Below are 24360 nucleotides of genomic sequence, written 5' to 3'. Positions count from 1 at the left end.
CTTCACCTCCGGCAAGTCGTGGCGGGCTGGCCATCCGAGGCCCCGCCCAGTCCCAAAAGCTCGACCGTCAGGCCGACATCCGAACTTGGCTCGACAATAGACGAGCTTGTGAAGCGGCGCGAGACGGAAAGATCGACGGCCAGACATTCGTTGCGGAACCCCAGGCCAAAGGCGGCCCGCGTCGTGCGCGTCGACAGGTCATAGCGGTCCGAGGCCGACAGGGTCCAATTGCCCGCCAGCTTGGCCGTGCCCGCGATCACCATCTCGCGCACGTCCTGGGTCCTGCCCTGGGCGGCATCGGCCTGGACGAATTCATAGCCCCCCGTAAAGCTGCTGCGGTTCAGGGCCAGGGCGAACTGGCTTTCAAAGCGCGACAGCGACAGGTCGTCTTCGACCAGGGCGCGGCCGGTGAAGGACAGGGTGCCCCCGTCGATCCCCATCGAGACCTGACCCGCCACCAGCCAATCCGAGGCCTTGCCCGAAAGCCCCGTGGCCGCGGTGAAAAGCCCCGGGTCGTCGGCGCGCAAAACCCGGCCCAGGGTCAGCCCATAGCCGCCCCAGTCCGCCGCCCGCGTCACCGTCACGCCCAAGTTCAGCCGCGCTCCGGTTTCCACCGCATCGGCGCCGGGAAAGCGGTCCAGCGCATAAAGATTGGCCTCGTCGAATTCGACCAGGGGGCTGTCTTCGTTCGGGACCTTGCCGGTGGCGCGGCTTTGCGCGGTCACAAGCTGCAGCGCGGGTTCCACCAGGGTCGTGCCGCGGTCATCGTTGCGCAGCAAGGGCCAGGACAGGCGGACCGCGCCTCGTATCAGGCTGCGCGCCGCCTCGCCGCCATAGATGTCGTCCTGGGCGATGTCGTAAAGGTCGGCCCCGCCCTGCAAACCGCCATCCAGCACCAGGCCCTGGCCGCCCACCCAGCGCCGCGTCCAGGTCAGCCCAAGGCTTGCCCGGCCCATGTCGCGGCCATCGGCGATCCCGTCGGCATCGGCATCCGCCCCCGAGGTCGAGGCCCGGCGCTGGGTCGAGGTCTGGGCATAAAAGGTCGCGATCCCCCCCAAGGCGCCCGGCACAAAGCGCTGCCGCGTCTCGGTCGCGATCAGGGCGGAGGGCTGGGTTGCATTGCTTTCCGTCGTGCGCAGGGTGCGCAACGAGGTCAGCTCGGCCGATGTATAGCTGTCGCGCCCGACCCGCGTCAGGCGCAGCGACGACACCAGCCGGTCGCTGTCGGAAATCGCATAGTCCTGCAGATAGGCCGGGTCGGACAGGACCGTGCCGTCGAAGCCCAGGTGCCAGTCATTGCCCAGGTTGAAATCCGCATTGGCCCGCAGATAGCCGCGGCTCCGGTCGTCCATCAGCTTGTCGCGGCTGAAGGCGCCGGCGATTTCCAGCGTGCCTGCGCCGAAGGCTTGGCGATAGCGCCAGGACAGGGTCCGCCCGCCGCTGTCGGTCAGGAAGGGCGTCAGGGTCAGGTCCCGCGAACGCCCAAGCGTGATGAAATAGGGCAGGCTGATCCCGTTGCCAAGCGCGGTCGACGAGCGCAGCTTGGGGAACAGGAACCCCGTGGCGCGGCGCAACGAAGGGTCCGGCACGCGCAGCATGGGCAGGTAAACCACCGGCACGCCAACAAAACGCAGACTGGCGCCCGAAAACCAGATCTGCTGCGCGGCGCTGTCATGGACCACCTCGCGGGCGCGGATCTCCCACAGGGGGGGGCCATTGCCGCAGACCCGGCAGCTGGAGGCCGCGACGGCGCGCATGGCGGTGACGCCGGGGCGCCGCGACATCTCGGCTGCGGCCAGTTGCAGCTGTTGGCCCATGACGATGCGGGCGGTGCGGATCAGGCCCTCGGTCAGGTCGGCGGACAGGTCGGCGCTGTCGGCGCTGATCACGTTGCCATCCCCGTCGGTCATCAGGATCGGGCCTTCGATCACCAGGCGGTCGGCGGGGGTGTCATAGACGACGCGGGTGGCGGTGATGCGCTGGCCCTTGAAAAACACCTCGACATGGCCTTCAGCGACCATGACGTCGGGCGATTGCAGCGTCAGGCTGTCGGCCACAAGCGTCGCCTGATCCTGCGCAAGCGCAGGCAGGATGGGGCCGGCCAGAGTCAGACACAGCCAAAGCGCCAAGAGTGTCGCCAGGGGTTTCGGGCCGGCCATCAGCCATCCTCCAGATGCAGCAACAGGCCAAGCGCCATCAACAAGGCCGCAAGCGGGGGCGCCCAGGCCGCCAAAAGCACCGGGATTTGCCCGTTCTGCCCCAACACCTGACCGAAGTTGCGCAAAAAGAACACCGTGAACCCCGCCAGCACCGCCCCCAGCACCAAAAGCCCCCCGCGCCGCATCCGGCCATGACCCATGGTAAAGCCCCCCGCCATCAGCACCATGGCGGCAAACAGCAGCGGTTGCGCCAGCTCCATCTGATACCAGACCTCGTGACCCAGCGCCGAAAAGCCCGCGCGGTGCAGGTCGGCGATATAATCGGGCAGGGCCCAAAAGCCGATGGCGCCCGGCGTGCCGAAACTGGCGCGGATGCGGTCGCGCGTCAGTTCGGTGGGCAAAAGCGCCCCGGGCTGCAACATCTGCGCCACGCGTTCGGGATTGTCCTGCAACAGCGACCAGCGCTTGGCGCCTTGCATGGCCCAGGCCCCCTCGATCAGGGTCGCGGTCTGCGCCTCGACCCGGGCCAGCGGCGTTCCATCAGGGCCAAAGGTCAGGAAGGTCGCGTCGTAAAGCTCTGTCCCGTCCAGATTGGCGCGGGCGGCGGATACGACGGTCTGGCCCTCGTCACTGCCCTGACGCAACCAAAGCCCCGCCTCCGTGACCGACAGGACCGACCCGCCGCGCGACTGGCCCTGACTTAGAACGTCATAGCGCCGCGAGGTCGCCGCCGCCAAAGGGTCCAGCACAAAGACACAGACCGCGCCCAACAGAAACGCCGTGATGGCAGGCGCCACCAGAATGACCAGCCCCGACCGCCCCGAGGCGCGCATGACGACCAGTTCCGAGGACCGCGCAAGGCCCACGAACAGCGCAATGGCCGACAGGATCACGATCAACGGCAGCAGTTTGTAAAAGGTCGCGGGGACATTCATCAAGGCCAGCACAAAGGCCCGCATCAGGGTGATGTCCTGATCTGCAAAGCGGCGCAGTTCCTCGACCATGTCCAGCGCGACCATCAGGGCAAAGAACCCCGCAAAGATCTGCAGGACCTGCACCAGAAAGCGGCGCGCGATGTAAAGATGCAGCACCATCACGCCACCCTCCGGCTGCGCCCGGCCCAGGCCAACAGCCCGAACCCCAGCGCCAGCCCGACCAGCGGCGCGACATAGGCCAGCATCCAGCCCTTGTCCAGCCGCGCACCCACCCCCGCCGCCGTCGTGGCAATGCCCTGGACCACGACCAAGGCCATGACCGCCATGGCAATCTGCTTCCACAGGCCAAAGCGGTTGAACCCGCCCACCAACAGCGCCGCAAAGCCCACCAGCGCCACCGCAAGCCCCAAAAACGGCTCGGCCAGACGCTGATGGCCGGTAAAGACCAGCGCCGGGCCGGATTGCCCCGTCTCGGCCATCAGCGCATCGGTCGGCGACAAAAGCTCACGCGTGGACAGCTCGTCATCGCTGCGGCCATGGGCGGCATCGCCCACCAGCATGGCGCCCAGGTCATAGGTGAAATCGGCAAAGCGCGTGACCGACAGGCGGCGCGTGGCGTCCATCACCTGCGCCATACCGCCCAGCATGATCAGCTTGGGCCCGTTTTCGCCGCGCACGAACAGGGCCGAGGGCGCGGTATAAGTCGCCCGCCGCCCGGTGTCGCGGGCGTCTTGCAAGAAGATGTCGCGCAACTCGCCAAGGTCGGAAATCTCGCGGATATACAGCGTCACCCCCGCGGCGGGATGGGTGAAGGTCCCCGCCTCCAGAAACTGCGCCGTCAGGTTTTCCGACAGGGCCGAACGCGCCTCGGCCAGGGCGCTGCGGCTTTGCGGCACCAGGACATGCGTCAGGATCGAGGCCATCAGCGTGACGATCAGGCCGAACCAGATCACGGGCCGCGCCAGCCGAAAGGGCGAAAAGCCGGTGGCCTGCATCACGACCATCTCTGAATCGCCCATCAGCCGGTTGGTGGCATAGACCGCGGCGATAAAGGCCGCGATCGGCAGAATCAGCTTGATCACCTGGGGCAGGGTCAAAAGCGAGAACTGGACAAAGACCCAGACCGATTGATTGTCGCCGATCAGCTGGTCAAACAGGCTTACGGCCTTGTTGACCCAATAGACCCCGGCAATGACCAGGGCAAAGAAGCCGAAATATTGCAGGAACTGGCCCAAGATATAGCGGTCGATCCGTGGCAATGCGGTTTCTCCTTTGCGCGGACCTTAGCGGCAAGCGGGGAAAAGGAAAACCGCCCAAGACGCGGGGCGCGGGGAAAAACGCCGTCTGGCCATTTGCCGCGGGCGGGCCTAGCTTGGCGCCCGAAACCCACCCTCGCCTTGCACCGGAGCCCTGCCATGACCGCCATCCAGACTGCCGCCCTGACCCCTGCGCTGATCTCGTTCGATCTGGAAACCCTGGCGACCGTTCCGGGCCGCATCGCGCTGTTCGTCGAAGGCGAGGTGCCGCGGTCGCTGGCCGCGCGGCGGCTGGATCGACTAAGCCGGGGGATGCTGTCGAAGGCGATGGGGTCAGAGGCCTGGGGCAAGGTCAAGCCGGGCGAGGCGCTGGAGCTGGCCCATCTGCCGGGGCTTGTGGCCGAAGCGGTGCAGCTGATCCGCCTGCCCAAGAAAGCCACCTCTGACGAGACGCGCAAGGCAGGCGCCTCGGTCACGCGGGCGCGGGGCAAGGCCGATATCCTGGTCTTGGCCGAGGGTGTGGCGCGGCTGGAGGACCTGTTCCTGGGCCTGATGCTGCGGGCCTATGACTTCACGACCTACAAGACCGGCGAGCAGACGGTGAAGGGCGCGGTCAATGTCTCGGTCCCGGAGGGTGAGGCGGCGCTGGAGGCCGCGCGCGCCGTGGCCGAGGGCGTGATCTTCACCCGCGACCTGGTGAACGAGCCCGCCAATGTGCTGACCACGATGGAATTCGCCGAACGGCTGACGGGTCTGCGCGATCTGGGCGTTCATGTCGAGGTTCTGGACGAAGAAGAGCTGGAGCGGCTGGGGATGCGGCTGCTGCTGGGGGTGGGCGTCGGGTCGGAATGTCCGTCGAAGGTTGTGGTGATGACCTGGAAAGGGTCCGATGCCGAGCCCTTTGCGCTGGTGGGCAAGGGGGTTTGCTTTGACACCGGGGGGATCTCGATCAAGCCCGCGGGTGGCATGGAAGAGATGACGATGGACATGGGCGGCGCGGGGGTTGTGGCCGGGGTGATGAAGACCCTGGCCCTGCGCAAGGCCAAGGCGCATGTCGTGGGGCTGGTGGGCCTGGTGGAAAACATGCCCGACGGGCGGGCGACCCGTCCGGGCGATATCATCCGGTCGATGAAGGGCGATACGGTCGAGGTGATCAACACCGATGCCGAAGGGCGCCTCGTGCTGGCCGATGTGCTGTGGTATGCGCAAGAACGCTTCAAGCCGACGGGGATCATCAACCTGGCCACGCTGACCGGGGCGATCATCGTGGCGCTGGGGTCGGAACATGCCGGGGTGTTTTCCAATGACGACGCGCTGTGCGGGGCTTTCCTGAAGGCGGCCGCGGCGGAAAGCGAGGGCGCCTGGCGGATGCCGATGGGGCCGGCCTATGACGAAAAGCTGAAGTCGCGCCTGGCGGACATGATGAACGTGGGCGGGCGCGAGGGCGGGGCGATCACCGCGGCGCAGTTCATCAAGCGCTTCATCAAAGAGGGCCAGGCTTGGGTCCATCTGGACATTGCCGGCGTGACGCTGGGCAAGGGCGACACCGGGCTTGCGCCCAAGGGGGCGACGGGCTGGGGGGTGCGGTCCTTGAACCGGCTGGTGGCCGATCTGCTGGAACGGTAAGGGGGCAAGAGTGACCGACAGGCCCGAGGCGGCACCACCGGCGGTGGCGGTGTTCTACCACATGATCCACGCGGGCCTGGAAGAGACCCTGGCCATGATCCTGACCCGCGCGGTGGGCCAGGGCTGGAAGGTCATGGTCCGCGCGCCGGAGTTGGGGTTTCTGGAGCATCTGGACCGCCAGCTGTGGCTGGGCCGCGAGGATGGCTTTTTGCCGCATGGTCTGGCGGGCGGGGCGCATGACGCGCTGCAGCCGGTGCTGTTGGGGGTGGGCGCGATCGGCAACGGCGCACGCGGGCTGATGCTGCTGGCGGGCGCCGGGGCGTCAGAGCCCGAGATGGCGGGGCTGGAGCGGGTCTGGGTGCTGTTCGATGGCGCCGATCCTGCCGCGGTGGCAAGGGCGCGGGAGGCCTGGGTGATGTTCACCGGCTGGGGCCTTGCGGCGCAATATTGGAGCGACGAAGGCGGCTCTTGGGCGAAGAAGTCCGAAAAGGCGGCCCGGGCGGGGTGATCTGCACGGTGCGTTGGTCGTGCGCGGAGGGGGTGGCCTCGCCCTGCGGGCTCGGCCCGCGCGGCGGCCCCAATCTGGAAGGCGGGGGCGCGGGCTGACGCCCGCGCGGATCTTCGGTGCAAGCTGTGGGGGTTAGCGCAGCGCGCGGGCCTCGGCTGCGAGCCGCGTGACCTCGGCCCAGTCGCCGCGGGCGAGCGCATCCTTGGGGACGACCCAAGAGCCGCCAACACAGAGGATGTTGGAAAGCCCGAGATAGTCGCGCGCGTTTTTCAGGCTGATGCCGCCGGTGGGGCAGAATTTCACTTGGGGGATGGGCGAGCCGATGGACTTCAGATAGGGCGCGCCGCCGGCCTGTTCGGCGGGGAAGAACTTCTGGACGGTATAGCCCTTTTCCAGAAGCGCCATGATCTCGGAAGCGGTTGCAGCGCCGGGCAGAAGCGGCAGGTCATATTCGGCGCAAGCATCCAAAAGGCGGTCAGTGGCGCCGGGCGAGACACCGAACTTGGCGCCCGCGGCCTTGGCGGCCTTCACATCGGCGGGGGTCAAAAGCGTGCCGGCACCCACGACGCCGCCTTCGACATCGGCCATGGCGCGGATCGCCTCCAGCGCCGCGGGGGTGCGCAACGTGACCTCCAGCGCGGGAAGGCCGCCGGCCACCAGGGCGCGGGCGAGGGGCGCTGCATGGGCGAGGTCTTCGACCACGATCACCGGGACCACGGGGGCGAGGCGGCAGATTTCGGCAGCTTTGAGGGATTGTTCGGCGGGGGTCATGTCAGGCTCCGGTTCTGTGCCGCCATCGCGGCGGAGAGGTTGGAGCCTCCGGCGGGAGATATTTGGGTCAGTATGAAATCGAAAGGATCGGCCCCCCGCCTCGGGCCGGCCACCTTTGAAAAGACGGCGCGGGGGAGGCAGGGGGCACTTTCACACTGAACGGTCATCGGCGCTCCCGCCTGTACCGTAGCAATATGATTAACCCTGATTCCTTTCATACTGATTAAAATATCTCCCGCCGGAGGCGCAGATTTCAAACGGCGTTCCCGGTTCAGAACAGGGAGCTGGCCCCCTCTGTCGCATTGCCCACGCGGGCGCGGAAGGTGGCGAAAAGTTCGCGGCCGAGGCCGTGTTGGTTGGCGGTCAGGTCGGCCACCACGGGGGACCGGGCCTCGAAGCCCTCGGTCAGGACGCTGAGCGTTCCGGCTACGGCGTCCAGGCGGAGGATGTCGCCGTCTTGCACGCGGGCCAGCGGGCCGCCGGCGGCGGCTTCGGGGGACACGTGGATCGCGGCGGGGACCTTTCCGCTTGCCCCAGACATCCGGCCATCCGTCACCAGCGCCACTTTGAAGCCCTTGTCCTGCAGGACCGACAGCATCGGCGTCAGGGAGTGCAATTCGGGCATCCCATTCGCCTGGGGGCCCTGGAAGCGGACGACGACGATTGTGTCACTTGTGAACTCTCCGGCCTTGAAGGCGGCTTTCACGGCGTCCTGGGTGTGAAAGACCCGGGCCGGGGCCTCGATCACGTGACGTTCCGGCGCCACGGCCGAAACCTTGATCACGCCGCGGCCGAGGTTGCCGGACAGTTGCTTCAGGCCTCCGGTTGCCGCGAAAGGCGTGGCCACGGGGCGGACGATCTTGTCGTTCAACGTCTCTGTCGCGCCGTCTTCCCAGGTCAGGCGGCCCATCACCAGCTTGGGCTCTTTGCGGTAGGCCTGCAGCCCCTCGCCGATCACGGTCTTGGCGTCTTCGTGCAAGAGCCCCGCATCCATCAGCTCGCGCATCAGCAACCCAAGGCCGCCCGCCGCGTGGAAATGGTTCACATCGGCCAATCCGTTCGGATAGACCTTGGCCAGAAGCGGCACGGCTTGGCTGATATCCTCGAAGTCCTCAAGGTCCAGCACCACGCCCGAGGCCCGCGCCATGGCGGGCAGGTGCAGCACCAGGTTGGTCGACCCGCCCGTGGCCATCAGACCCACGAGGCCGTTCACATAGGCGCGCTCGTCCAGGATCTCGCCTGCCGGGCGGTAGTCGTTCCCCAAAGCGCTGATCGCGGTCGCCCGTTCGACGGCGGCAATCGTCAGCGCCTCACGCAGGGGGGTGCCGGGGTTCACGAAAGACGACCCTGGCAGGTGAAGCCCCATGAACTCCATCAGCATCTGGTTCGTGTTGGCCGTGCCATAGAAGGTGCAGGTGCCGATGCCGTGATAGCTGGCCATTTCGGCGGCCATCAGCGCCTCACGCCCGACCTCGCCTTGGGCGAAGGCGTTGCGCACCCGGGACTTTTCGTCGTTGGGCAGGCCGGAGGACATCGGGCCTGCGGGCACAAACACCGCCGGGATATGGCCGAAGGTGGCGGCGGCAATGATCAGCCCCGGCACGATCTTGTCGCAGACGCCCAGATACATCGAGGTGTCAAAGGTGTTGTGGCTCATGGCGATGCCGGCGGCCATGGCGATCACATCGCGGGAGAAAAGCGACATCTCCATCCCCGGTTGGCCCTGGGTCACGCCGTCGCACATCGCGGGAACCCCACCGGCCACCTGCGCCGTCGCGCCAAGCCTGCGGGCAGTGGCGCGGATCAGTTCGGGGTAATGTTCATAGGGCTGATGGGCCGACAGCATATCGTTATAGGCCGTCACGATCCCGATATTGGTCGCGCGCCCCTCGGCCAGCGCCGCCTTGTCCTGGGTCATGGCGGCATAGGCATGGGCCTGGTTGCCGCACGACAGATGCGCGCGCACGGCGCCCTTTTGATGCGCCGCCCCCATCCGGTCAAGGTAATCGCCCCGCAGCCGTTCAGAGCGTTTGCGGATACGGTCGGTCACGCGGGCCAGGGTCGGATGCAGCGCCATGATGTCCTCTTGGTTACGCCGCCCATGATAGCAAGGGCCGTTAGCGCTAACAATACCCAATTCCGGGGAAAGTCGAAGCCCCTGATTTTGGGCCCCGATCTTTGGCCCCCGATCCTGGTGCCCGATTTTAGTGCCGGTATTTGTGTCAGTTTGCCCGTCCAAGCGGCCTCAGGCAAGGTGGCAGCCCCGGTTCCCCCGTCAAAACACCGCGAATTTGTGCGGTATTTTGCCCAATTTGGCCATAATCCCGCGTCACCCTGGGCCAAAGCAAATGCCGGGGGCATGGGATATGATGGTTAAGGCAACACTGGCACTGATGGCGGCTTTGGCTTTGGGGGCCTGTGCGGGGCCGCAAATGGTGGGGCGTGCGGCGGATGGTTTGGGCGGAACGGGGCTTGTGGCCGCCGGTCAGCGGGTCTCGGCCGCCTATGATGTGACGCGGATCGACGTTGTGGTGCCGCGCAACCTGAAGGTTTCAGAGGAGAACACCTTTGTCCCCATGGCCGACATTGTCTGGCATGGCGATGCGACGGGCGACCGTTACGCTCAGGTCCAGTCGATCATGGCCGAGGCCGCAGAGCGCGGGACCTCGGGCATGGCTTCGGGGCAAAAGGTGACGGTCCAGGTCGAGGTCTCGCTGTTTCACGCCCTGACGCCCAAGGCGCGCTATACCTTTGGCGGCAACTTTGCGACGCGGCTTTTGCTGACGGTGCGGGATGCGGCGACGGGGGCTGTGGTTGACGGGCCGCGCCTGGTGGTGGCCGATTGTCCGGCCGCGGGCGGGCAACGCGCCATGGCCGAAGAGGCCCGGGGTCTGACGCAGCGCATGGTCATCGTCGATCACGTCTCGGGTGTTTTGGCGCGGGAACTGTCGACGCGGCCCGCAGCTGCCCCCACGCCTGTGGTCAGCCGCAACGCCTTCCAGCCCTCTGACCTTGGGCTGTTGCAATAAGGCTTTCCCGGGGGGCGATATGCGACTAAAGGGGGCGTATGAGCGCCCCTTCCGACGATATCCCCGCCCCCGATGAGCCCGAAGCCCGCCCTTATGGCGACCGTCCGGTGGTCCGCTTGCGTCCCAAAGGGGATGCGCGGGCCATTCGTCATGGCTTCCCCTGGGTCTATGCCGACGAGCTTGTGACCGACCGCCGCACGCAGGGCCTGGTGCCCGGTGCGCTGGCCGTGCTGGAGGATGGCGAGCGCCGGGCTTTGGGCCTGGTGACTGTCAACACCAAGTCCAAGATCATCGCCCGGATGCTGGACCGTGACCCGCTGGCGACGATTGACCAGGCCTGGTTTGCGGTGCGCATCGCTCGGGCGCTGGCCTTGCGCGAACGTCTGCACGCCACGCCGCATTACCGCTTGATCCATGCCGAGGCCGATGGCCTGCCCGGCATCATCATCGACCGCTTTGGCGAGGCCGCCGTGGTGCAGCCCAATGCCGCCTGGGCCGAAAGCCTGCTGGAGCCTTTGGTGGCGGCTTTGGTGCAGGTCACGGGCGTGACGACGGTGATCAAGAACGGCTCGGGCCGGAGCCGCGTGCTGGAGGGGCTGACCGAAGAGGTCGTCACCCTGCAAGGTGGCGTGACGGCGCCCATCGCCGTGCCGATGAATGGTGCCATCTATATGGCCGACTTGGTGGGCGGGCAGAAGACCGGGCTGTTTTATGACCAGCGCCCGAACCATGCCTTTGCGGCGCGGCTGGCGGCAGGCGCGCGGGTGCTGGACATGTTCTCTCATGTTGGCGGTTTTGGGCTTGCGGCCTTGGCCGGTGGCGCGGTTTCGGCGCTTGCGGTCGATGGGTCGGCGGCGGCTTTGGCGCTGGCCGAAGAGGGCGCCCGGGCCTCGGGCTTTGCCGGGTTTTCCACGCGGCAGGGCGATGCCTTTGATGTGATGGAAAAGCTGGCCGCCGAGGGGGCTGTTTACGATCTGGTGATCTGCGACCCGCCCGCCTTTGCACCCGCCAAACCCGCACTGGAGGCGGGGTTGCGCGCCTATGAACGCGTGGCGCGGGCGGCGGCGTCTTTGGTGGCGCCGGGGGGCTATCTGGGGCTGTGTTCCTGTTCCCATGCGGCGGATCTGTCGGCCTTCCGCAATGCCTCGTCGCGGGGGATCGGGCGGGCCGGGCGTCGGTCGCAGTTGATCCACACCGGGTTTGCGGGGCCCGATCATCCGATGCTGCCGCATCTGGCCGAAAGCGCCTATCTGAAGGCGCTGTTCTTCCGGCTGGACTAGGATGAGACCCCAAAAATGAGGGCGGTTCTGGATGCCTGCGTGCTGTATCCTTCCGTGCTGCGCGAGATCCTTTTGGGGGTCGCTGCACGGGGGCTTTATGAGCCTGTGGTGTCCGACCGCATCTTGCGCGAATGGACCTTGGCCACGGCCAAGATCGGCCCCGCGGCACAGGCCCTGGCCGAGGCGGAGGCGCTGATGGTCAAGGCGGCTTTCCCCCGCGCCGTGGTCCGCGAACAGCCCAATATCGAGGCGCGTTTGGCGCTGCCCGATCCCGATGATGACCATGTCCTTGCCGTGGCAATCGGCGGCCATGCCGATGCGATCGTGACCTTCAACGCCAAGGACTTCCCCCGCCCGGTGCTGGCCGATCACGGGCTGGAACGCCGCGACCCGGATGGGTTTTTGTGGGAGCTGTGGTCGCATCACCCCGCCGAGGTCGGCGCGGTGGTGGCGGCGGTCCATGCGCAGGCTTGCCAGATGGCGGGCGAGGATATCCCGCTGAAGCGGCTGTTGAAAAAGGCGCAGCTTTGGCGGTTGGGCAAGGCTCTGGACGGCTGAGCGGCGGGGGTTGAAGGCTGGATGGTTGGGCGCTGGGGGATGAACGCCGGGGGCGCTTCGCCCCCCGGACCCCCAGAGATTATTTGGGTCAGTATGAAAGCCGTCAGGCGCCTTTGCCCTTGTCCTGTTTCAGGCTGTTGACCAGCCACCAGGCGGCGGCGGCCATGGCGGCACCCCCGGCCAGGATGCCCAGAAGCGAGCCGGCATAATCGGTGGCGGCCTGGATATTACCGGCAAAGCCATAGCCCAGACCGCAGTAGAGCCCGACCCAGACCGCCTCACCGGCGACGCCCCAGAGGGTGAAGCGCGCCCAGGACCAGCCCAAGGCGCCCGCCGCGAAGTTCGCATAGGGGCCGACGGGGGCGAAAAGCCAGCGGGTCAAGAAAATGCCCAGGGCGCCGCGTGTCTCCATCTGCGCCACGGCGCGGGCGATCAGCGCGGCGCGGGCGGGGCTTTTGCCGATCCGCGCCAGCAAGGGATGGCCACCAAGTGCGCCAAGACGGTAGCCGGTCTGATCCCCCGCCACCGCGCCCGCAAGGGCTCCGGCGAGAAGCGCGTAAAGGTCCAGGTCTCCGGCCGCGGCAAAGCCCCCTGCCGTCAGCATCAGGATCGAACAGGGCACCGGCAGGGCCAGGCAGGACAGGAAGGTCGCCGCGGCCATCAGCCAGACGCCATAGGTCGGCACGAGGGCCAAAAGCCAACTGGTCATCAGTGCCCCCTTTGTCGCATCAGGGCTTTGGTGCCATCTGCGTAGCCCGGGGCATGACCCGGGGTTCCGTCCCGGGCGTCAGTCATGCGCCGCATCCTTGCCGGCCTTTCGCTCGGCCTCCAACTCGGCCTCCAACTCGGTCAGGGTCTTTTCCACCAGCACCACGATCTCTGACACGGGCACCCCGCGGGCGGTGGCGATCTCTTGCAGCGTCAGGGGATGGCCCTCGACTGGCAGGGGCAGGCCTGCCCTTTCGTCGATCTCACGCGGGGGGATGCCCCAGGAATGGCCGATGTAACCCACGGTCATCCAGGGCGCGATGGGCTCTTCGTGGTGGCTCGCCCAGTAAACCGCCGAAACGAGGATGCGCGCCAGAAAGAACAGCGTCACCGCGGACGCCAGCAGAAAAACCACACTCGCCGCACGGTGGCGGCGCCAAAGCAAGGCAAGGTCGGCACGGGTCATGTGATCTCTTTCAGGCCACGGGTCAGGCCGTTCAACGTCAGGGGGACCATCTTTCCGTCGAAGATGTCGCCGATCATGCCGGTCGATTGCGTAAACCGCCAGCCGCTTTCCGGGGCGGGGTTGATCCACATGGACCTCGGCCAGGCCGCGCGCGCACGACGAAGCCAGACCTCTCCGGGTTCGGGGTTCCAATGTTCGACGCTGCCGCCCTTGGCTGCGACCTCATAGGGGCTCATCGCTGCATCGCCGACAAAGATCGCGCGGGTCTGCGGGCCAAAGCGGCGCAGGACGTCTTGCGTGGGTTGGGACTGGCTGCGGGGGGCATCGGTCCACAGCGTCTCATACAGGCAGTTGTGGAAGTAAAAGACCGTCAGGCGGTGGAACTCGGACCTTGCGGCCCCGAAAAGCGCGCTTGTGGCGTGGATATGGTCATCCATCGACCCGCCAATATCCAGAAACAGCAGCAGGTTGACCGCGTTTTGCCGGGCGCGGGTTTCGCGGACATCCAGCCAGCCTTGGCGCGCGGTCGCCTCGACCGTGGCCTTCAGGTCCAGAACCTGAGGCCCGGTGCGCGCCCAACGCCGCAGACTGCGCAGGGCAAGTTTCAGGTTGCGCGGCGCCAGGTCCGCATCGGCGTCAAGGTCGCGGAAGGCGCGCGCCTCCCAGACCTTGACCGCGCGGCGCTGGCCCCCGGGACCGCCGATCCGCACGCCCTCGGGGTTATAGCCGCCATGCCCGAAAGGCGAGGTCCCCCCGGTGCCCACCCATTTCGACCCGCCCGCGTGGCGCCCCTTTTGTTCGGCCAGCCTGTCGCGCAGGGCCTGCATCAAGGCGTCCAGCCCGCCCATGGCCTGAACCGCCGCGCGTTCCTCGGCCGTGAAATGCCGCGCCATTGCGGCCTCCAGCCAATCAAGGGGGATGTCCAGCGCCTGCAGGACGGCGGCATCCGGCAGCGCCTCCAGCCCGGCGAAAGCCTCGGCAAAGGCACGGTCAAAGCGGTCGAACTGGCGCTCGTCCTTGACCAGGCTCATCCGCGCCAGATGATAGAAGGCATCCGGATCATTGCTCGCAAGCCCGGCCTGCAAGACCCCCAGAAACCCCAGGTAATCGCCCAGCCCGACCGGCAGCCCCATCTTCCTGAGCGTCAGGAAAAAGGGCTGGAACATTCAACCCGCCATCCGGGTGACGATGATCGTGACCAGAACCGAGACCAGCGTTGCCGCAATCCCCCAGACCGCCCCATATTGCGCCATATCGAGGCCGCGCCCGCCTTTTTTGCGCGCATAAAGCACGCCGGCCAGCACCGCACCCACAATCACCAACCACATCATGGGCCCATTCCTCCGCCGCTATCCCGTCGGGGCAAGCCTCGCGATTGCGGCGATCTCGGCCTCCCTTGCGCGGATCTTCGCGCCTGAGCCGAAGCCATAGCGCGCGGCGGGCAGAGTGTCGAGACGCAAGGCCGCGGCCGCCTGGGCCTGACCGCGGGCCTGCAGGATCTCGGCCTGGATCAGGGTAAAGGTGGTGATCAGCGCGGCATTTTGCGCGCGCCGGGCCAGGGGCAGACCCTCGGCCGCCTGGGCCTCGGCCTGGGCCAGATCGCCACGGGCCAGGTCAAGTGCGGCCAATTGCATCAGCGCATGGGCCAGATGGACGCCACCATCGGGCAGGGCACGGTAGGCCCGGGCGGCCTGGGCATAGGCGTCATGGGCGGCGATGGGGTCCGTGGGGGCCAGCACACGGCCGCGCAGGAACCAGGCGAAACCGGCGCGGTTGTCCTGCCAGCCGGCCTCCAGCGCCAGCGACAAGACCGTCGCGGCGGCGGTTTCGCGGCCCGGGCCCGCCTGCATGGCGCGGGCCACGGCCTCGGTCCACAGGCGCGGCGTGGGGCCGGGATCGGCGCTGCTGCGGATGGCGCCCTTGGGGTTTTCACGGGCCAGGATCGCGGGAACCTGCGCCGCCACGGCCTGCGCCCCCATGCCATTGGCCAGTTCGGGCGCGTAATGCAGCCGCAGCATCAGCATGTCGAACTCGGTCAGGACGGATTGGAAGTTGTCATCGTTGAAGACGCTGTCGGGCAGGCGGTAAAGGTCATTCACCGGACCCAGGGCCTGTGCCATCTCTTCGTGCAGGCAGTCGCGCAGCTCTTGCGGGGCGGCATCTTGCGGCAGGAACAGCGTGGCGGAACGGCGCCCCGTCATCCGCGCCCAATCCAGATCGGCAGACCCGCGCCGGGCGCGCCAATCGGCCAGGCCCGTGACATTGGGGACGACGAAACAGGCGGCAGAAGGCTCTAGCCGCCGCAGGGTGGACATGGGCTGGAAGGACAGGGTGATTGTGGCGGGAGTGCCGCCATCGCTTTGGCCCCAACCGATGTCGATCCCGGCCTCGCTCCGCAGGCGGTTCATCAGCGCCTCGGTCTCGGGGCGGGCGGTGGGGGGGACGGGGCCTTCGGTCGCCACAAGGATCGGCCCGTCAAAGCGGGTCAGCGCGGGCAGGGCAAGGCCGGATTCCAGGCGGAATTCCAGGTCCAGGAAGTCGCGGGCAAGCTCTTGGTTGGCGCGCAGGACGGGCAGGGCGGGCGCAGGCGCAAAGGCCAAGACGGGACCGGACAGGTCAAGCCCCGCCGGATCGCTGGCGCCCTTGCTGACGCCATTCCCCCCAGCACAGGCCGAGAGCATCACCAAAAACACAAGCGCAAACCGCATGGACCCTCCGCCCAGGCGCCGCCTGGGGTTGCAACAGAGACCCAGTCAAGCGCCCCGCCATGGCAGGATCAAGGCAAGTCTTTGTCAAGCTTTAGATATCCGTGACATCGGCCTTATACAGCCAGTCAAACCGCCCCAAAAGCGCCCCCGGTGCCAAGGCGCCAATCCCGCGCAGCCCCAGATGCGCCACGGCCCGCGACACCCCCCGCAGGTGCCAAAGCCGGGCATTGGTGTTGGCGGCCTCGACGATGCGCCGGCAGCGCGCCTCACGCAGGGTCTGATAGGCGGGCAGGTCGCCCCGGTCCAGCGCCTCGGCCAGAACCCAGGCATCCTCCAACGCCATGCAGGCGCCCTGGGCCAGAAAGGGCAGCGTCGGATGGGCGGCGTCGCCCAGGATCGCCACCGCGCCCTCGGGCATCTGCCGCGCCCAGACCTGTGCGACGGGATGACGGAAAAGGCCCCACAGATGGGTTTCCTCCACCCGGTCCAACCAAGCCCGCACCCGGGGACCGAAGTCCTCAAAGGCCAAGCGCAGCTCCAAAGGATCGGCGCGCAGGGACCAGCTTTCCTCGACCCAGTGGTCACGCTCTTCGACGGCCACGATGTTGCGCAAAGTGCCGCCGCGCAGAGGATAGCTCACCAGATGCCGCCCGGGGCCAAGATGAACCTCGGCCCGGTCGATGCCATCGCGGGCGGGGTCATTCGGGATCACCGCCCGCCAGGCCGCCTGCCGGGTGAAAAACGGCGCCACCGGCCCGTTCAAGGCCGCCCGCGTCACCGAATGAAGCCCATCGGCGCCGATCAGGATATCGGCCTCCTGATGGCCCTGATCCAGCATCAGCATGGGCCGCGCCCCCGCAAGACTGACCGAGGCCGCGCGGTGCCAAAGCCGCAGCTGAACCCCCGCGGCCACGGCGCCCGCCCGCAAGACCTCGATCAGGTCGGCCCGGTGCAGGAAATGCCAGCCGCGCGCAGGGTCCAGATCGCCCACCGGCATCCGCACAAGGCGGCTCTCCGCCAGCCCATCCCACAACTCCACCGCAGCGCCCCGGCAGGTCACGGCGTTCAAGGCCGCCCCCAGCCCCAGCGCCTGCAGCACCCCCGCCCCATTGGGCGAGACCTGCAAACCCGCCCCCACCTCGCGGATCGCCTCGGCCTGTTCCAGCACGGTCACAATGGCCCCACGCAGCGCCAGCGCCCGCGCCACCGCAAGCCCCGCAACCCCGGCGCCCAGCACCGTCACCCTGCGCCCCGCAATCTGACCCATCTTCCGCACTCCCAACCTATCCGGCACCGCGCAGACCGCTCCGCGCACTTGGATTTCATCTTTTCAAAAATATCCCACGGGAGGGTCCGGGAGGGTGTGAAACCCTCCCGGGGTGTCCGCCAGGAGATCGGGGGGGGTGTGAAACCCTCCCAGGGTGTCCGCAACAAGATCGGTCAGGGTGTGAAACCCTCCCGGGGTGTCCGCAACAAGATCGGTCAGGGTGTGAAACCCTCCCAGGGTGTCCACCAGGAGATCGGTCAGGGTGTGAAACCTTTCGGGCCGGCCTGCCAAGGACCAGCACGCAGCTCGCCCCCAAGCTGCAGGTTGAAACCCGCCCTACTCCCATGATCCGCCTGCCACGCATGACCCGACCAGCCCCAAACGAAAACGCCGGACCCTGCGGCCCGGCGTTCGATCCGAATGTCACTCGTCGCGGTGCACTTTCTCGCGGCGTTCGTGCTTTTCCTGTGCCTCCAGCGTCATGGTCGCAATCGGCCTTGCGTCCAGACGCTTCAGGCTGATGGGTTCCCCCGAAACCTCGCAATAGCCGTATTCGCCATTCTCGATCCGGCGCAAGGCCGCGTCGATCTTGTTGACCAGCTTGCGCTGACGGTCGCGGGTGCGCAGCTCCAGCGCGCGGTCGGTCTCTTCGGAGGCCCGGTCGGCCAGATCGGGAACCGAGCGCGCCGAATCCTGCAGATTGTCGATCGTCTCGGCGCTTTGGTCCAAGAGGTCCTGCTTCCAGTTGACCAGCTTGCGGCGGAAATACTCCAGCTGCCGGTCGTTCATGAAGGGCTCGTCCTCGGCCGGGCGGTAATCCTCTGGCAGGAAGATTTCGGCTTTCATCGCGTCTCTCCTTCTCCCGGGCGGCCCCGTCTTGGGCAAGCGCCGCCGGATTGCCGCCCGATTAGCCCAAGCGCCAAGGAATGTCACTAGCCGTTGCGCAGAAATACACCCGTGGTTAACCTATCCGGGACCACAAAAGGGCAGGGGATTGATATGGCAGGAAAATTTGGTTCAACCGCAGGTTATCTGGCGGCGCCTGAACTCGCCTTGGCTGTCAATGCCGCCCTGACTTTGGGCAAACCCCTGCTGGTCAAGGGCGAACCGGGCACCGGCAAGACGGAACTGGCGCGGCAGGTGGCAGAGTCGTTGGGGATGGATCTGGTGGAATGGCACATCAAATCCACGACCAAGGCGGCGCAGGGGCTTTATGACTATGACGCGGTGGGGCGGCTGCGGGACGGGCAGTTGGGCGAGGCCCGCGCGCGGGACGTGTCCAACTATATCCGGCCGGGGAAGCTCTGGCAGGCCTTTACCGCGCCCGCCCGTGTCGTGCTGCTGATCGACGAGGTCGACAAGGCCGATCTGGAGTTTCCCAATGACCTTTTGCAAGAACTCGACCGGATGGAGTTTCATGTCTACGAGACCGGCGAGACGATCCGCGCGCTGCATCGCCCCATGGTCATCATCACCTCGAACAACGAAAAGGAACTGCCCGACGCCTTCCTGCGCCGCTGCTTTTTCCACTTCATCCGCTTTCCGGGGCCTGAGGATCTGGCCGCCATCACCCGGATGCATTACCCCGGCATCAAAGAGGCGCTGTTGACCGCCGCCCTGACCCAGTTCTTCGACATCCGCGAGACGCCTGGGCTGAAGAAAAAGCCCTCGACGTCAGAGGTCCTGGACTGGCTGAAGCTGCTTTTGGCCGAGGACCTGTCGCCCGAAGACCTGAAGCGCGATGCGCGGACCAACCTGCCACGCCTGCACGGCGCGCTGTTGAAGAACGAACAGGATGTGCAATTGTTCGAGAAGCTGGCCTTTCTGGCAAGGCGCGAGCGGTGACCCCCGACTTTCGCCCCCGCATCGCGCCGCCTCCCCCTCCCGCGACCCGTCGGGACCTGCGGCAGTGGATGGAGGCGGCCTCCTGCGATCCGGGGGCCTATTCCTTTGCGGGTGAGCCGATTGCCGAGGGGTTCATCTTGGCCCAGGTGGGCAATTCCTGGCACCTGATCTTTACCGAGCGCGGGCAGGAAAGCATCATCTCGCGCCACGAGACCGAGGCCGATCTGGTCGAAGAGGTTTGCCGGATCGTCGCAGCCGACCGCTGGATTTGCGGCCGCCTCTTGGCCACTCGGTCCAGCGAGAAAGAGGCTCGGGCCCTGGCCCTTGCTGTAAAGTTGCGGGGCCTTGCGGTCTTTGTGGATCACCCGCCGGGTCTGGGTCACCGCGTCTTTGTTCATGGCGCCGACCTGGCGCGGTGCCATGACCTGAACCCGAACGACGCATCCTGAAGTTTTCGGCGAAAAACCTTTGTCTCCCCCTTGCCCTGCGGCACTTTGACCCTGAATAGAGGGGCAAAGAAGGAGCCTCCCATGACCCTGGATGCAGCCCACCAAGCGATGGACAACGGCGGCGAGGCCGAGGCGCTGGCCTTCTGGCGTGCCTTTGCCGATGCGGAACTGTTCCTTGTGCTGGAGGAGGAAGGCATCGGGGCGACGATCACGCCGCGGACCTTTGACCTGTCCTCTGGCCCGCTGCTGCTGGTCTTTGACAGCGAAGAGCGGCTGGGGACGCTGTCCGATACCCCGGTGCCTTATGCGGCGCTACCGGGGCGGGTGATCGCGGCGCAGCTGGCCGGGCAGGGGCTGGGGCTGGGGTTGAACCTGGGGACCGGGGCGGCCTCCGAGACCATCCTGCCGCCCGCTTCGGTCGATTGGCTGGCCGACATGCTGTCGCAGGCCGCACCCCAACAGGCCCAAGGCCGGATCAAGGCCCTGGCCGCCCCTCGGTTGGGTCAGGGGCTTGCGGGGACGCTGTCCACGCTGTTGCCGCCGGGCAGCCTGGCCGCGCTGGCGGCCGTCGAATATGACACCGGCGCGCGGGGTCATGCGCTGGCCGTGGCCGGGCTTGAGCCCTCTCGCGAAGAGGGCTTTGCCCGCGCCGTGACCGAGGTCCTGGCCTTCTCGGGCCTCGATGCCGCCAGCCTGGATGTGTTCTTCGTGGCCGCCGATGCCGATATCCTGCGGCGGATGGCCGAGGCGGGCCAGGGATTCGCAGGTCCCGCGCCGGTCGAGGCTCCGGGTCAGGCCCGGAGCAGCACAGCGCCCGGAATGGACCCGGAAAATCCGCCAAAGCTGCGTTGAAAGTTGGGGTAACATTTTACCACCACACTTAATGCATTGAATAGACGCATTATTAAACCTGTTGCGGCCCCTTGACCCGAGCCCCCCTTTGCGGTGATAAGCCCCCATCCCCGGCGGGACCCTGGTTCCGCTTTCACCAACCACGGGTTCCGATATGAAAACCTTCACCGCAACGCCTGCGGATATCGAGAAAAAGTGGGTCCTGATTGATGCCGAAGGCATCGTTCTGGGCCGCTTGGCTTCGATCGCGGCGACCATCTTGCGCGGCAAGAACAAGCCGTCCTACACGCCGCACATGGATATGGGCGACAATGTCATCATCATCAACGCCGACAAGGTGCAGATGACCGGCAAAAAGCGTCAGGACAAAGTCTATTACTGGCACACCGGACACCCGGGCGGGATCAAGCAGCGCACCGCGCAGCAGATCCTGGACGGCGCCCACCCCGAGCGCATCGTGGAAAAAGCTGTCGAGCGCATGATCTCGCGCAACAAGCTGGGCCGTCAGCAAATGACGAACCTGCGTGTCTATGCTGGCGCCGCGCATCCGCATGAAGCCCAAGCCCCCGCGGTCATCGACGTCAAGGCGATGAACCCGAAGAACACCCGGAGCGCGTGAACATGGCCGATATCAAATCTCTCGACGATCTGAAGTCGGCTGTTGGTTCGACGCCCATGTCGCCTGCCGCCATCGTGCGGGTTCCGGTCCGTGACAAGCTGGGCCGCGCCTATGCCACCGGCAAGCGCAAGAACGCGGTCGCCCGCGTCTGGGTCAAGCCGGGTTCCGGCAAAGTGACCGTCAACGGCAAGGAACTGGCGGCCTATTTCGCCCGTCCCGTGCTGCAGATGATCCTGAAGCAAGCCTTCACCGTCGCCAATGTCGAAGGTCAATTCGACGTCATGGCCACCGTGGTCGGCGGCGGTCTGTCGGGCCAGGCCGGTGCGGTCAAGCACGGCGTGTCCAAGGCGCTGCAGCTTTACGACCCCTCCTTGCGCCCCGCGCTGAAGGCCGCTGGCTTCCTGACCCGCGACTCGCGTGTTGTCGAACGCAAGAAATACGGTAAGCGCAAAGCCCGTCGTTCCTTCCAGTTCTCCAAGCGCTAATCCGCTTTGCATCGCAGAAAAGGGCTCGCATCTTGCGGGCCCTTTTCTTTGCATGTCATCCCGCGTCATTCTTCGGCCCCGATAAGTCAGTCCCATGCCCGATGCCCTGCGTGCCGCCCGATGTCAGCGCCTTGCCGCGCCGCTGACGACCTTTGTCCTGAACCTTGACCACGACCGCGACCGGCTGGCCCGGGCCAAGCGTCTGCTGGAGGATTTGCCGGGGCTGGTAATGCGGCGCATCCCCGGCGTGATGGCGGCCGACCTGCCGCAAGCGGCGCGCGCCATGCTGCGGGGCACGCCAGAGGCGCCGGGCAATGCCGCGACGCTGGGGGTCTTTCTGGGCCATATGGCGATCTGGGAGGCGGTGGCCCAGACCGGCGATTGGGCCCTTGTCGTCGAGGACGACTTCCTGATGACCGACAGCGCCTGGCTTTGGGGGCTGGATCTGCCGCTGGATGCCGAACTGGTCTTTGCCAATACCGCCGGCGACCCGTTCCGCGGTGAGGCTCCCTTGGCCGCGCCGTCTGTTCTGCCGCTGACCGCGCTTTGGGCGCGGTTTCGCAGTCCCGACCTGGAGCGCGCCCAGCCCGGCGCCTTTGGCTATCTGCTGCATGCCGAGGGCGCGCGCAAGCTTTTGGCCGCCGTGATGCGCGACGGCTGCCGGGCGCATGTTGATTGGCGGATGCTGTTTTACGGTCTGCCGGTTGGCGCGCTTGGTGATCTGACGGGGCATTGGCTGGAAAGCCGCCATCGCAATCAAGGGGTTCTGACGCAAGCTGTGGTCAGGGGCTATTGCATCTCGCCCGGGCAGGTCAGCCATGGCGGCTTTGCCAGCACGCGGCTGCGTCAAGAGCGCGGCTAGGCCTGTCATGAAAAAGGGGGCCGCAGTTGCGGCCCCAGGTCAGGAGTCCTCGGGGGAAATGAGGCTCCGATGGGTGCGACCGAAGGGGGGGCCGGGGAGCGGCAGCGCCTCCGGTCGCGGAACCGGGGGCCAAGGCCGCGCCGGTTCTGTGGTGTCAGGTTTGCGGCGTCAGGTCCCGCGGGCTCAGGGCCGCCAGAAGGGCTTTTGCGCCTCGGCCGCGGCATCCTGCGGCGTCATGCCGATGTCGCGCAACATGTGGTCGGGCAGGGCGCGCAGATCGGCCCGGGTCCGGCGTCGCAGCTGCCACGTCACCAGGGTCACAGTCACCGCAACCAGCGCGCGCGAAAAGGCGGGCAGGGGATGGCTGGACTGGAAGGCGATGGCAGCGGAGGTCATGATGCTCTCAATTTGTATTGATACAATCCGGTTATTCGGATAGGCAAACGATACAATCGACGCGCGGAACTGACCAGAGGTACAATTGTCATGGATACAATATTGTCAGACAAGGCGGATGGTCCGAAATACCTGGCCCTGGCGCAAGGCCTGCGCGACCGCATTGCGCGCGGTGATCTGGCCGAGGGCGCACAGCTGCCCCCGGTCCGCGATCTGGCCTGGGAGGCCAAGGTGACGCCGGGCACCGTGGCCCGCGCCTATCGCATCCTGACGCAAGAGGGTCTGCTAGAGGCCACCGTGGGCCGTGGCACCTTTGTCGCCGCCCGCACGCCGCGGCTTGGTCCGCCGCCGCCGACCGAGGCCGAGGCCGACTTTCGTCCCGTGGCGGGGCGGCTGGACCTGCGCTCGCCCTCGTTGCCAGAGGTCGGACAGGTCGCCGCCTTGGGTGACAGTTTGCGCCGGGTCTCCATGAAGGTCGACGCGCAATGGCTTGGCTATGTGACACAATCCGGCGAGGCCGCCTTGCGGGCGCAGGTCGTCGACTGGCTGGGGGCGCGGGTGCTGGGGCCGGTTTCGGCCCATGATGTCGTCCTGACCCATGGCGGGCAATCGGCGGTGACGCTGATCTTGCAATGCGTGCTGCGCGGCGACCGTCCTGTCATGCTGATCGAGGACCTGTGTTACCCCGGCTTCCGCTATGCCGGCCGCCTGGCTCGGGCCGAGGTTCACGGCGTCGCCCTGGACGAACAGGGCATCCGCCCCGACGCTCTGGAGGCCGCCTGTCGGCGCCACATGCCTCAGGTCCTGTGCCTGACGCCCGATGCGCAGAACCCGACGACCGGGCGCATGGGGCAAGAGCGGCGGCGTCAGATTGTATCCATCGCAGAGCGATACAATCTGCAAATCATCGAGGATGAATGTTACACGCCGCGCGATCACGACGTCCCCACCTTGCGCGCCATGGCGCCGGGGCGGGTCTGGTATGTGGGGTCGCTGTCGAAAACCGTCTCGGCGGCTTTGCGCTTTGGCTATGTGCTGTGTCCCAGCGGCATGGGGCCCGCGGGGCAATTGGCCGCGCAACAGGCCTATTTCGCGCTGTCGCAACCGGTGGCGGCCCTGTGTCTGGACCTGTTCCAATCCGGCGCCGCCGCCGAAATCCGCGCCCGGGTGCTGGAGGATTTCACCAAGCGTTCCCAGATGGCCGCCAATATCCTTGGCTCGCATGACATCGCCTGGCAACCCGGCCTGCCCTTTGTCTGGTTGAACCTGCCGCAGGGCTGGCGCAGTTCGACCTTTGCCCGGCGCGCCGAAGAGGCCGGGATGCTGCTGCGCCCCTCGGATCATTATGTGATGGTGAACGGTCATGCGCCCAATGCGGTGCGGATGGCCTTGGCGGGGGATGTCAGCCTGAAGCGGCTGGAGGGCGGGTTGCGCGACCTTGCGGGGCTTTTGGCGGCCCCGCCTGCCGATATGGCCGTCTGAACGGGTGGCCCTCTGAACATGAGGGGTGTGACCGGAAGGGCGCAACCAAAGCGCGATCAGGGCCCAAGGGATTGACGGAAGCCCCCCGGATGTTCAGCC

General features: G+C 66.7%; 25 protein-coding genes. 12 read left to right on the top strand and 13 right to left on the bottom strand.

Features of this window, described 5'->3' with window-relative positions; translation table 11 throughout:
* Positions 1–2: 2 nt before the first annotated feature.
* The 3 genes from NX862_RS12360 to lptF are packed head-to-tail and all read right to left on the bottom strand — an operon-like array spanning position 3 to position 4353.
* Positions 3–2159 carry an LPS-assembly protein LptD gene (locus NX862_RS12360; RefSeq protein ID WP_264494211.1) on the bottom strand — a complete coding sequence of 719 codons (2157 nt, stop codon included), beginning with the start codon at positions 2157–2159 and terminating at the stop codon, positions 3–5.
* A complete protein-coding gene (gene lptG / locus NX862_RS12355; RefSeq protein ID WP_264494210.1) occupies positions 2159–3253 on the bottom strand; it encodes an LPS export ABC transporter permease LptG in 1095 nt (364 codons plus the stop codon). The genes NX862_RS12360 and lptG overlap by 1 nt, the downstream gene beginning before the upstream one ends.
* Complete coding sequence (gene lptF, locus NX862_RS12350) at positions 3253–4353, bottom strand: LPS export ABC transporter permease LptF (RefSeq protein ID WP_264494209.1); 1101 nt, start codon at positions 4351–4353, stop codon at positions 3253–3255. Before lptF ends, lptG begins: the two co-directional genes overlap by 1 nt.
* Before the next feature lie 156 nt (positions 4354–4509).
* On the opposite strand from lptF, the gene NX862_RS12345 reads away from it, so the two are divergent.
* Together NX862_RS12345 and NX862_RS12340 are read left to right on the top strand one after the other, a co-directional pair.
* A complete protein-coding gene (locus NX862_RS12345; protein WP_264494208.1) occupies positions 4510–5976 on the top strand; it encodes a leucyl aminopeptidase in 1467 nt (488 codons plus the stop codon).
* Positions 5977–5986: 10 nt separating this feature from the next.
* Entirely contained in the window at positions 5987–6484 is a 498-nt protein-coding gene (locus tag NX862_RS12340) for a DNA polymerase III subunit chi (RefSeq protein ID WP_264494207.1), read from the top strand.
* 132 nt (positions 6485–6616) lie between these two features.
* Here NX862_RS12340 and eda read toward each other — a convergent pair whose 3' ends face one another.
* Both eda and edd read right to left on the bottom strand, forming a co-directional pair.
* Entirely contained in the window at positions 6617–7255 is a 639-nt protein-coding gene (gene eda, locus NX862_RS12335; RefSeq protein ID WP_264494206.1) for a bifunctional 4-hydroxy-2-oxoglutarate aldolase/2-dehydro-3-deoxy-phosphogluconate aldolase, read from the bottom strand.
* Between the two features lie 271 nt (positions 7256–7526).
* Complete coding sequence (gene edd, locus NX862_RS12330; RefSeq protein WP_264494205.1) at positions 7527–9332, bottom strand: phosphogluconate dehydratase; 1806 nt, start codon at positions 9330–9332, stop codon at positions 7527–7529.
* A 292-nt stretch (positions 9333–9624) separates the two neighbouring features.
* Between edd and NX862_RS12325 the strand changes: the two genes are divergently transcribed.
* Genes NX862_RS12325 through NX862_RS12315 form a run of 3 tightly spaced genes read left to right on the top strand, consistent with a single transcriptional unit; the run spans position 9625 to position 12122 of the window.
* The gene (locus tag NX862_RS12325) at positions 9625–10284 is read left to right on the top strand and encodes a DUF6778 family protein (protein ID WP_264494204.1); all 660 of its coding nucleotides are present in this window, start codon (positions 9625–9627) and stop codon (positions 10282–10284) included.
* Between the two features lie 38 nt (positions 10285–10322).
* Entirely contained in the window at positions 10323–11564 is a 1242-nt protein-coding gene (locus tag NX862_RS12320; protein WP_264494203.1) for an RSP_2647 family RNA methyltransferase, read from the top strand.
* Positions 11565–11579: 15 nt separating this feature from the next.
* A complete protein-coding gene (locus NX862_RS12315; protein WP_264494202.1) occupies positions 11580–12122 on the top strand; it encodes an RSP_2648 family PIN domain-containing protein in 543 nt (180 codons plus the stop codon).
* A 103-nt stretch (positions 12123–12225) separates the two neighbouring features.
* On the opposite strand, the gene NX862_RS12310 is transcribed toward NX862_RS12315, so the two are convergent.
* From NX862_RS12310 to dksA, 7 genes are all read right to left on the bottom strand, one after another.
* Positions 12226–12831 (bottom strand): DedA family protein, encoded by a 606-nt coding sequence (locus NX862_RS12310; protein ID WP_264494201.1) that lies wholly within the window; start codon positions 12829–12831, stop codon positions 12226–12228.
* Between the two features lie 78 nt (positions 12832–12909).
* Entirely contained in the window at positions 12910–13296 is a 387-nt protein-coding gene (locus NX862_RS12305) for a hypothetical protein (RefSeq protein WP_264494200.1), read from the bottom strand.
* A complete protein-coding gene (locus NX862_RS12300) occupies positions 13293–14462 on the bottom strand; it encodes a vWA domain-containing protein (RefSeq protein WP_264494199.1) in 1170 nt (389 codons plus the stop codon). The genes NX862_RS12305 and NX862_RS12300 overlap by 4 nt, the downstream gene beginning before the upstream one ends.
* Positions 14463–14624, bottom strand: coding sequence for a hypothetical protein (locus NX862_RS12295; RefSeq protein ID WP_264494198.1), 162 nt, complete (start codon positions 14622–14624; stop codon positions 14463–14465). It lies immediately after the preceding gene.
* Between the two features lie 21 nt (positions 14625–14645).
* Complete coding sequence (locus NX862_RS12290; RefSeq protein ID WP_264494197.1) at positions 14646–16004, bottom strand: DUF2927 domain-containing protein; 1359 nt, start codon at positions 16002–16004, stop codon at positions 14646–14648.
* Between the two features lie 91 nt (positions 16005–16095).
* Entirely contained in the window at positions 16096–17271 is a 1176-nt protein-coding gene (locus NX862_RS12285; protein ID WP_264494196.1) for an FAD-dependent monooxygenase, read from the bottom strand.
* Positions 17272–17694: 423 nt separating this feature from the next.
* Positions 17695–18117: an RNA polymerase-binding protein DksA gene (dksA, locus tag NX862_RS12280; protein WP_264494195.1), complete on the bottom strand. Its 423-nt coding sequence runs from the start codon at positions 18115–18117 to the stop codon at positions 17695–17697.
* A 153-nt stretch (positions 18118–18270) separates the two neighbouring features.
* Between dksA and NX862_RS12275 the strand changes: the two genes are divergently transcribed.
* The 6 genes from NX862_RS12275 to NX862_RS12250 all read left to right on the top strand — a co-directional run bounded on the left by NX862_RS12275 (position 18271) and on the right by NX862_RS12250 (position 22383).
* Entirely contained in the window at positions 18271–19116 is an 846-nt protein-coding gene (locus tag NX862_RS12275) for an AAA family ATPase (protein WP_264494194.1), read from the top strand.
* Positions 19113–19565 carry a hypothetical protein gene (locus tag NX862_RS12270; RefSeq protein WP_264494193.1) on the top strand — a complete coding sequence of 151 codons (453 nt, stop codon included), beginning with the start codon at positions 19113–19115 and terminating at the stop codon, positions 19563–19565. The genes NX862_RS12275 and NX862_RS12270 overlap by 4 nt, the downstream gene beginning before the upstream one ends.
* Before the next feature lie 81 nt (positions 19566–19646).
* Entirely contained in the window at positions 19647–20417 is a 771-nt protein-coding gene (locus NX862_RS12265) for an SseB family protein (RefSeq protein ID WP_264494192.1), read from the top strand.
* 154 nt (positions 20418–20571) lie between these two features.
* Positions 20572–21036 carry a 50S ribosomal protein L13 gene (gene rplM, locus NX862_RS12260; protein WP_264494191.1) on the top strand — a complete coding sequence of 155 codons (465 nt, stop codon included), beginning with the start codon at positions 20572–20574 and terminating at the stop codon, positions 21034–21036.
* 2 nt (positions 21037–21038) lie between these two features.
* The gene (rpsI, locus tag NX862_RS12255) at positions 21039–21521 is read left to right on the top strand and encodes a 30S ribosomal protein S9 (RefSeq protein ID WP_264494190.1); all 483 of its coding nucleotides are present in this window, start codon (positions 21039–21041) and stop codon (positions 21519–21521) included.
* Positions 21522–21615: 94 nt separating this feature from the next.
* On the top strand, positions 21616–22383 hold the full coding sequence (locus NX862_RS12250; protein WP_264494189.1) for a glycosyltransferase family protein: 768 nt from the start codon (positions 21616–21618) through the stop codon (positions 22381–22383).
* A gap of 183 nt (positions 22384–22566) precedes the next feature.
* Here NX862_RS12250 and NX862_RS12245 read toward each other — a convergent pair whose 3' ends face one another.
* On the bottom strand, positions 22567–22779 hold the full coding sequence (locus NX862_RS12245) for a DUF1127 domain-containing protein (RefSeq protein ID WP_264494188.1): 213 nt from the start codon (positions 22777–22779) through the stop codon (positions 22567–22569).
* Between the two features lie 90 nt (positions 22780–22869).
* Between NX862_RS12245 and NX862_RS12240 the strand changes: the two genes are divergently transcribed.
* Positions 22870–24261, top strand: a complete 1392-nt coding sequence (locus NX862_RS12240) for an aminotransferase-like domain-containing protein (protein ID WP_264494187.1) — start codon at positions 22870–22872, stop codon at positions 24259–24261.
* Positions 24262–24360 lie beyond the last annotated feature (99 nt).

The sequence above is a fragment of the Stagnihabitans lacustris genome, from assembly GCF_025950525.1.
GTDB lineage: Bacteria > Pseudomonadota > Alphaproteobacteria > Rhodobacterales > Rhodobacteraceae > Stagnihabitans.
The sequence above is the reverse complement of the archived record's forward strand: the minus strand, read 5'-3'. Positions and strand labels throughout refer to the sequence as shown.

Coding starts and splice junctions, on each gene's coding strand:
- NX862_RS12360 (WP_264494211.1), bottom strand. CDS start 2,159: ATGGCCGGCCCGAAACCCCTGGCGACACTCTTGGCGCTTTGGCTGTGT.
- NX862_RS12275 (WP_264494194.1), top strand. CDS start 18,271: ATGGCAGGAAAATTTGGTTCAACCGCAGGTTATCTGGCGGCGCCTGAA.
- NX862_RS12265 (WP_264494192.1), top strand. CDS start 19,647: ATGACCCTGGATGCAGCCCACCAAGCGATGGACAACGGCGGCGAGGCC.
- NX862_RS12290 (WP_264494197.1), bottom strand. CDS start 16,004: ATGCGGTTTGCGCTTGTGTTTTTGGTGATGCTCTCGGCCTGTGCTGGG.
- dksA (WP_264494195.1), bottom strand. CDS start 18,117: ATGAAAGCCGAAATCTTCCTGCCAGAGGATTACCGCCCGGCCGAGGAC.
- rpsI (WP_264494190.1), top strand. CDS start 21,039: ATGGCCGATATCAAATCTCTCGACGATCTGAAGTCGGCTGTTGGTTCG.
- NX862_RS12250 (WP_264494189.1), top strand. CDS start 21,616: ATGCCCGATGCCCTGCGTGCCGCCCGATGTCAGCGCCTTGCCGCGCCG.
- NX862_RS12315 (WP_264494202.1), top strand. CDS start 11,580: ATGAGGGCGGTTCTGGATGCCTGCGTGCTGTATCCTTCCGTGCTGCGC.
- NX862_RS12295 (WP_264494198.1), bottom strand. CDS start 14,624: ATGTGGTTGGTGATTGTGGGTGCGGTGCTGGCCGGCGTGCTTTATGCG.
- NX862_RS12245 (WP_264494188.1), bottom strand. CDS start 22,779: ATGACCTCCGCTGCCATCGCCTTCCAGTCCAGCCATCCCCTGCCCGCC.
- NX862_RS12240 (WP_264494187.1), top strand. CDS start 22,870: ATGGATACAATATTGTCAGACAAGGCGGATGGTCCGAAATACCTGGCC.
- NX862_RS12325 (WP_264494204.1), top strand. CDS start 9,625: ATGGTTAAGGCAACACTGGCACTGATGGCGGCTTTGGCTTTGGGGGCC.
- eda (WP_264494206.1), bottom strand. CDS start 7,255: ATGACCCCCGCCGAACAATCCCTCAAAGCTGCCGAAATCTGCCGCCTC.
- rplM (WP_264494191.1), top strand. CDS start 20,572: ATGAAAACCTTCACCGCAACGCCTGCGGATATCGAGAAAAAGTGGGTC.
- NX862_RS12345 (WP_264494208.1), top strand. CDS start 4,510: ATGACCGCCATCCAGACTGCCGCCCTGACCCCTGCGCTGATCTCGTTC.
- NX862_RS12310 (WP_264494201.1), bottom strand. CDS start 12,831: ATGACCAGTTGGCTTTTGGCCCTCGTGCCGACCTATGGCGTCTGGCTG.
- NX862_RS12300 (WP_264494199.1), bottom strand. CDS start 14,462: ATGTTCCAGCCCTTTTTCCTGACGCTCAGGAAGATGGGGCTGCCGGTC.
- edd (WP_264494205.1), bottom strand. CDS start 9,332: ATGGCGCTGCATCCGACCCTGGCCCGCGTGACCGACCGTATCCGCAAA.
- NX862_RS12320 (WP_264494203.1), top strand. CDS start 10,323: ATGAGCGCCCCTTCCGACGATATCCCCGCCCCCGATGAGCCCGAAGCC.
- NX862_RS12305 (WP_264494200.1), bottom strand. CDS start 13,296: ATGACCCGTGCCGACCTTGCCTTGCTTTGGCGCCGCCACCGTGCGGCG.
- NX862_RS12285 (WP_264494196.1), bottom strand. CDS start 17,271: ATGGGTCAGATTGCGGGGCGCAGGGTGACGGTGCTGGGCGCCGGGGTT.
- lptG (WP_264494210.1), bottom strand. CDS start 3,253: ATGGTGCTGCATCTTTACATCGCGCGCCGCTTTCTGGTGCAGGTCCTG.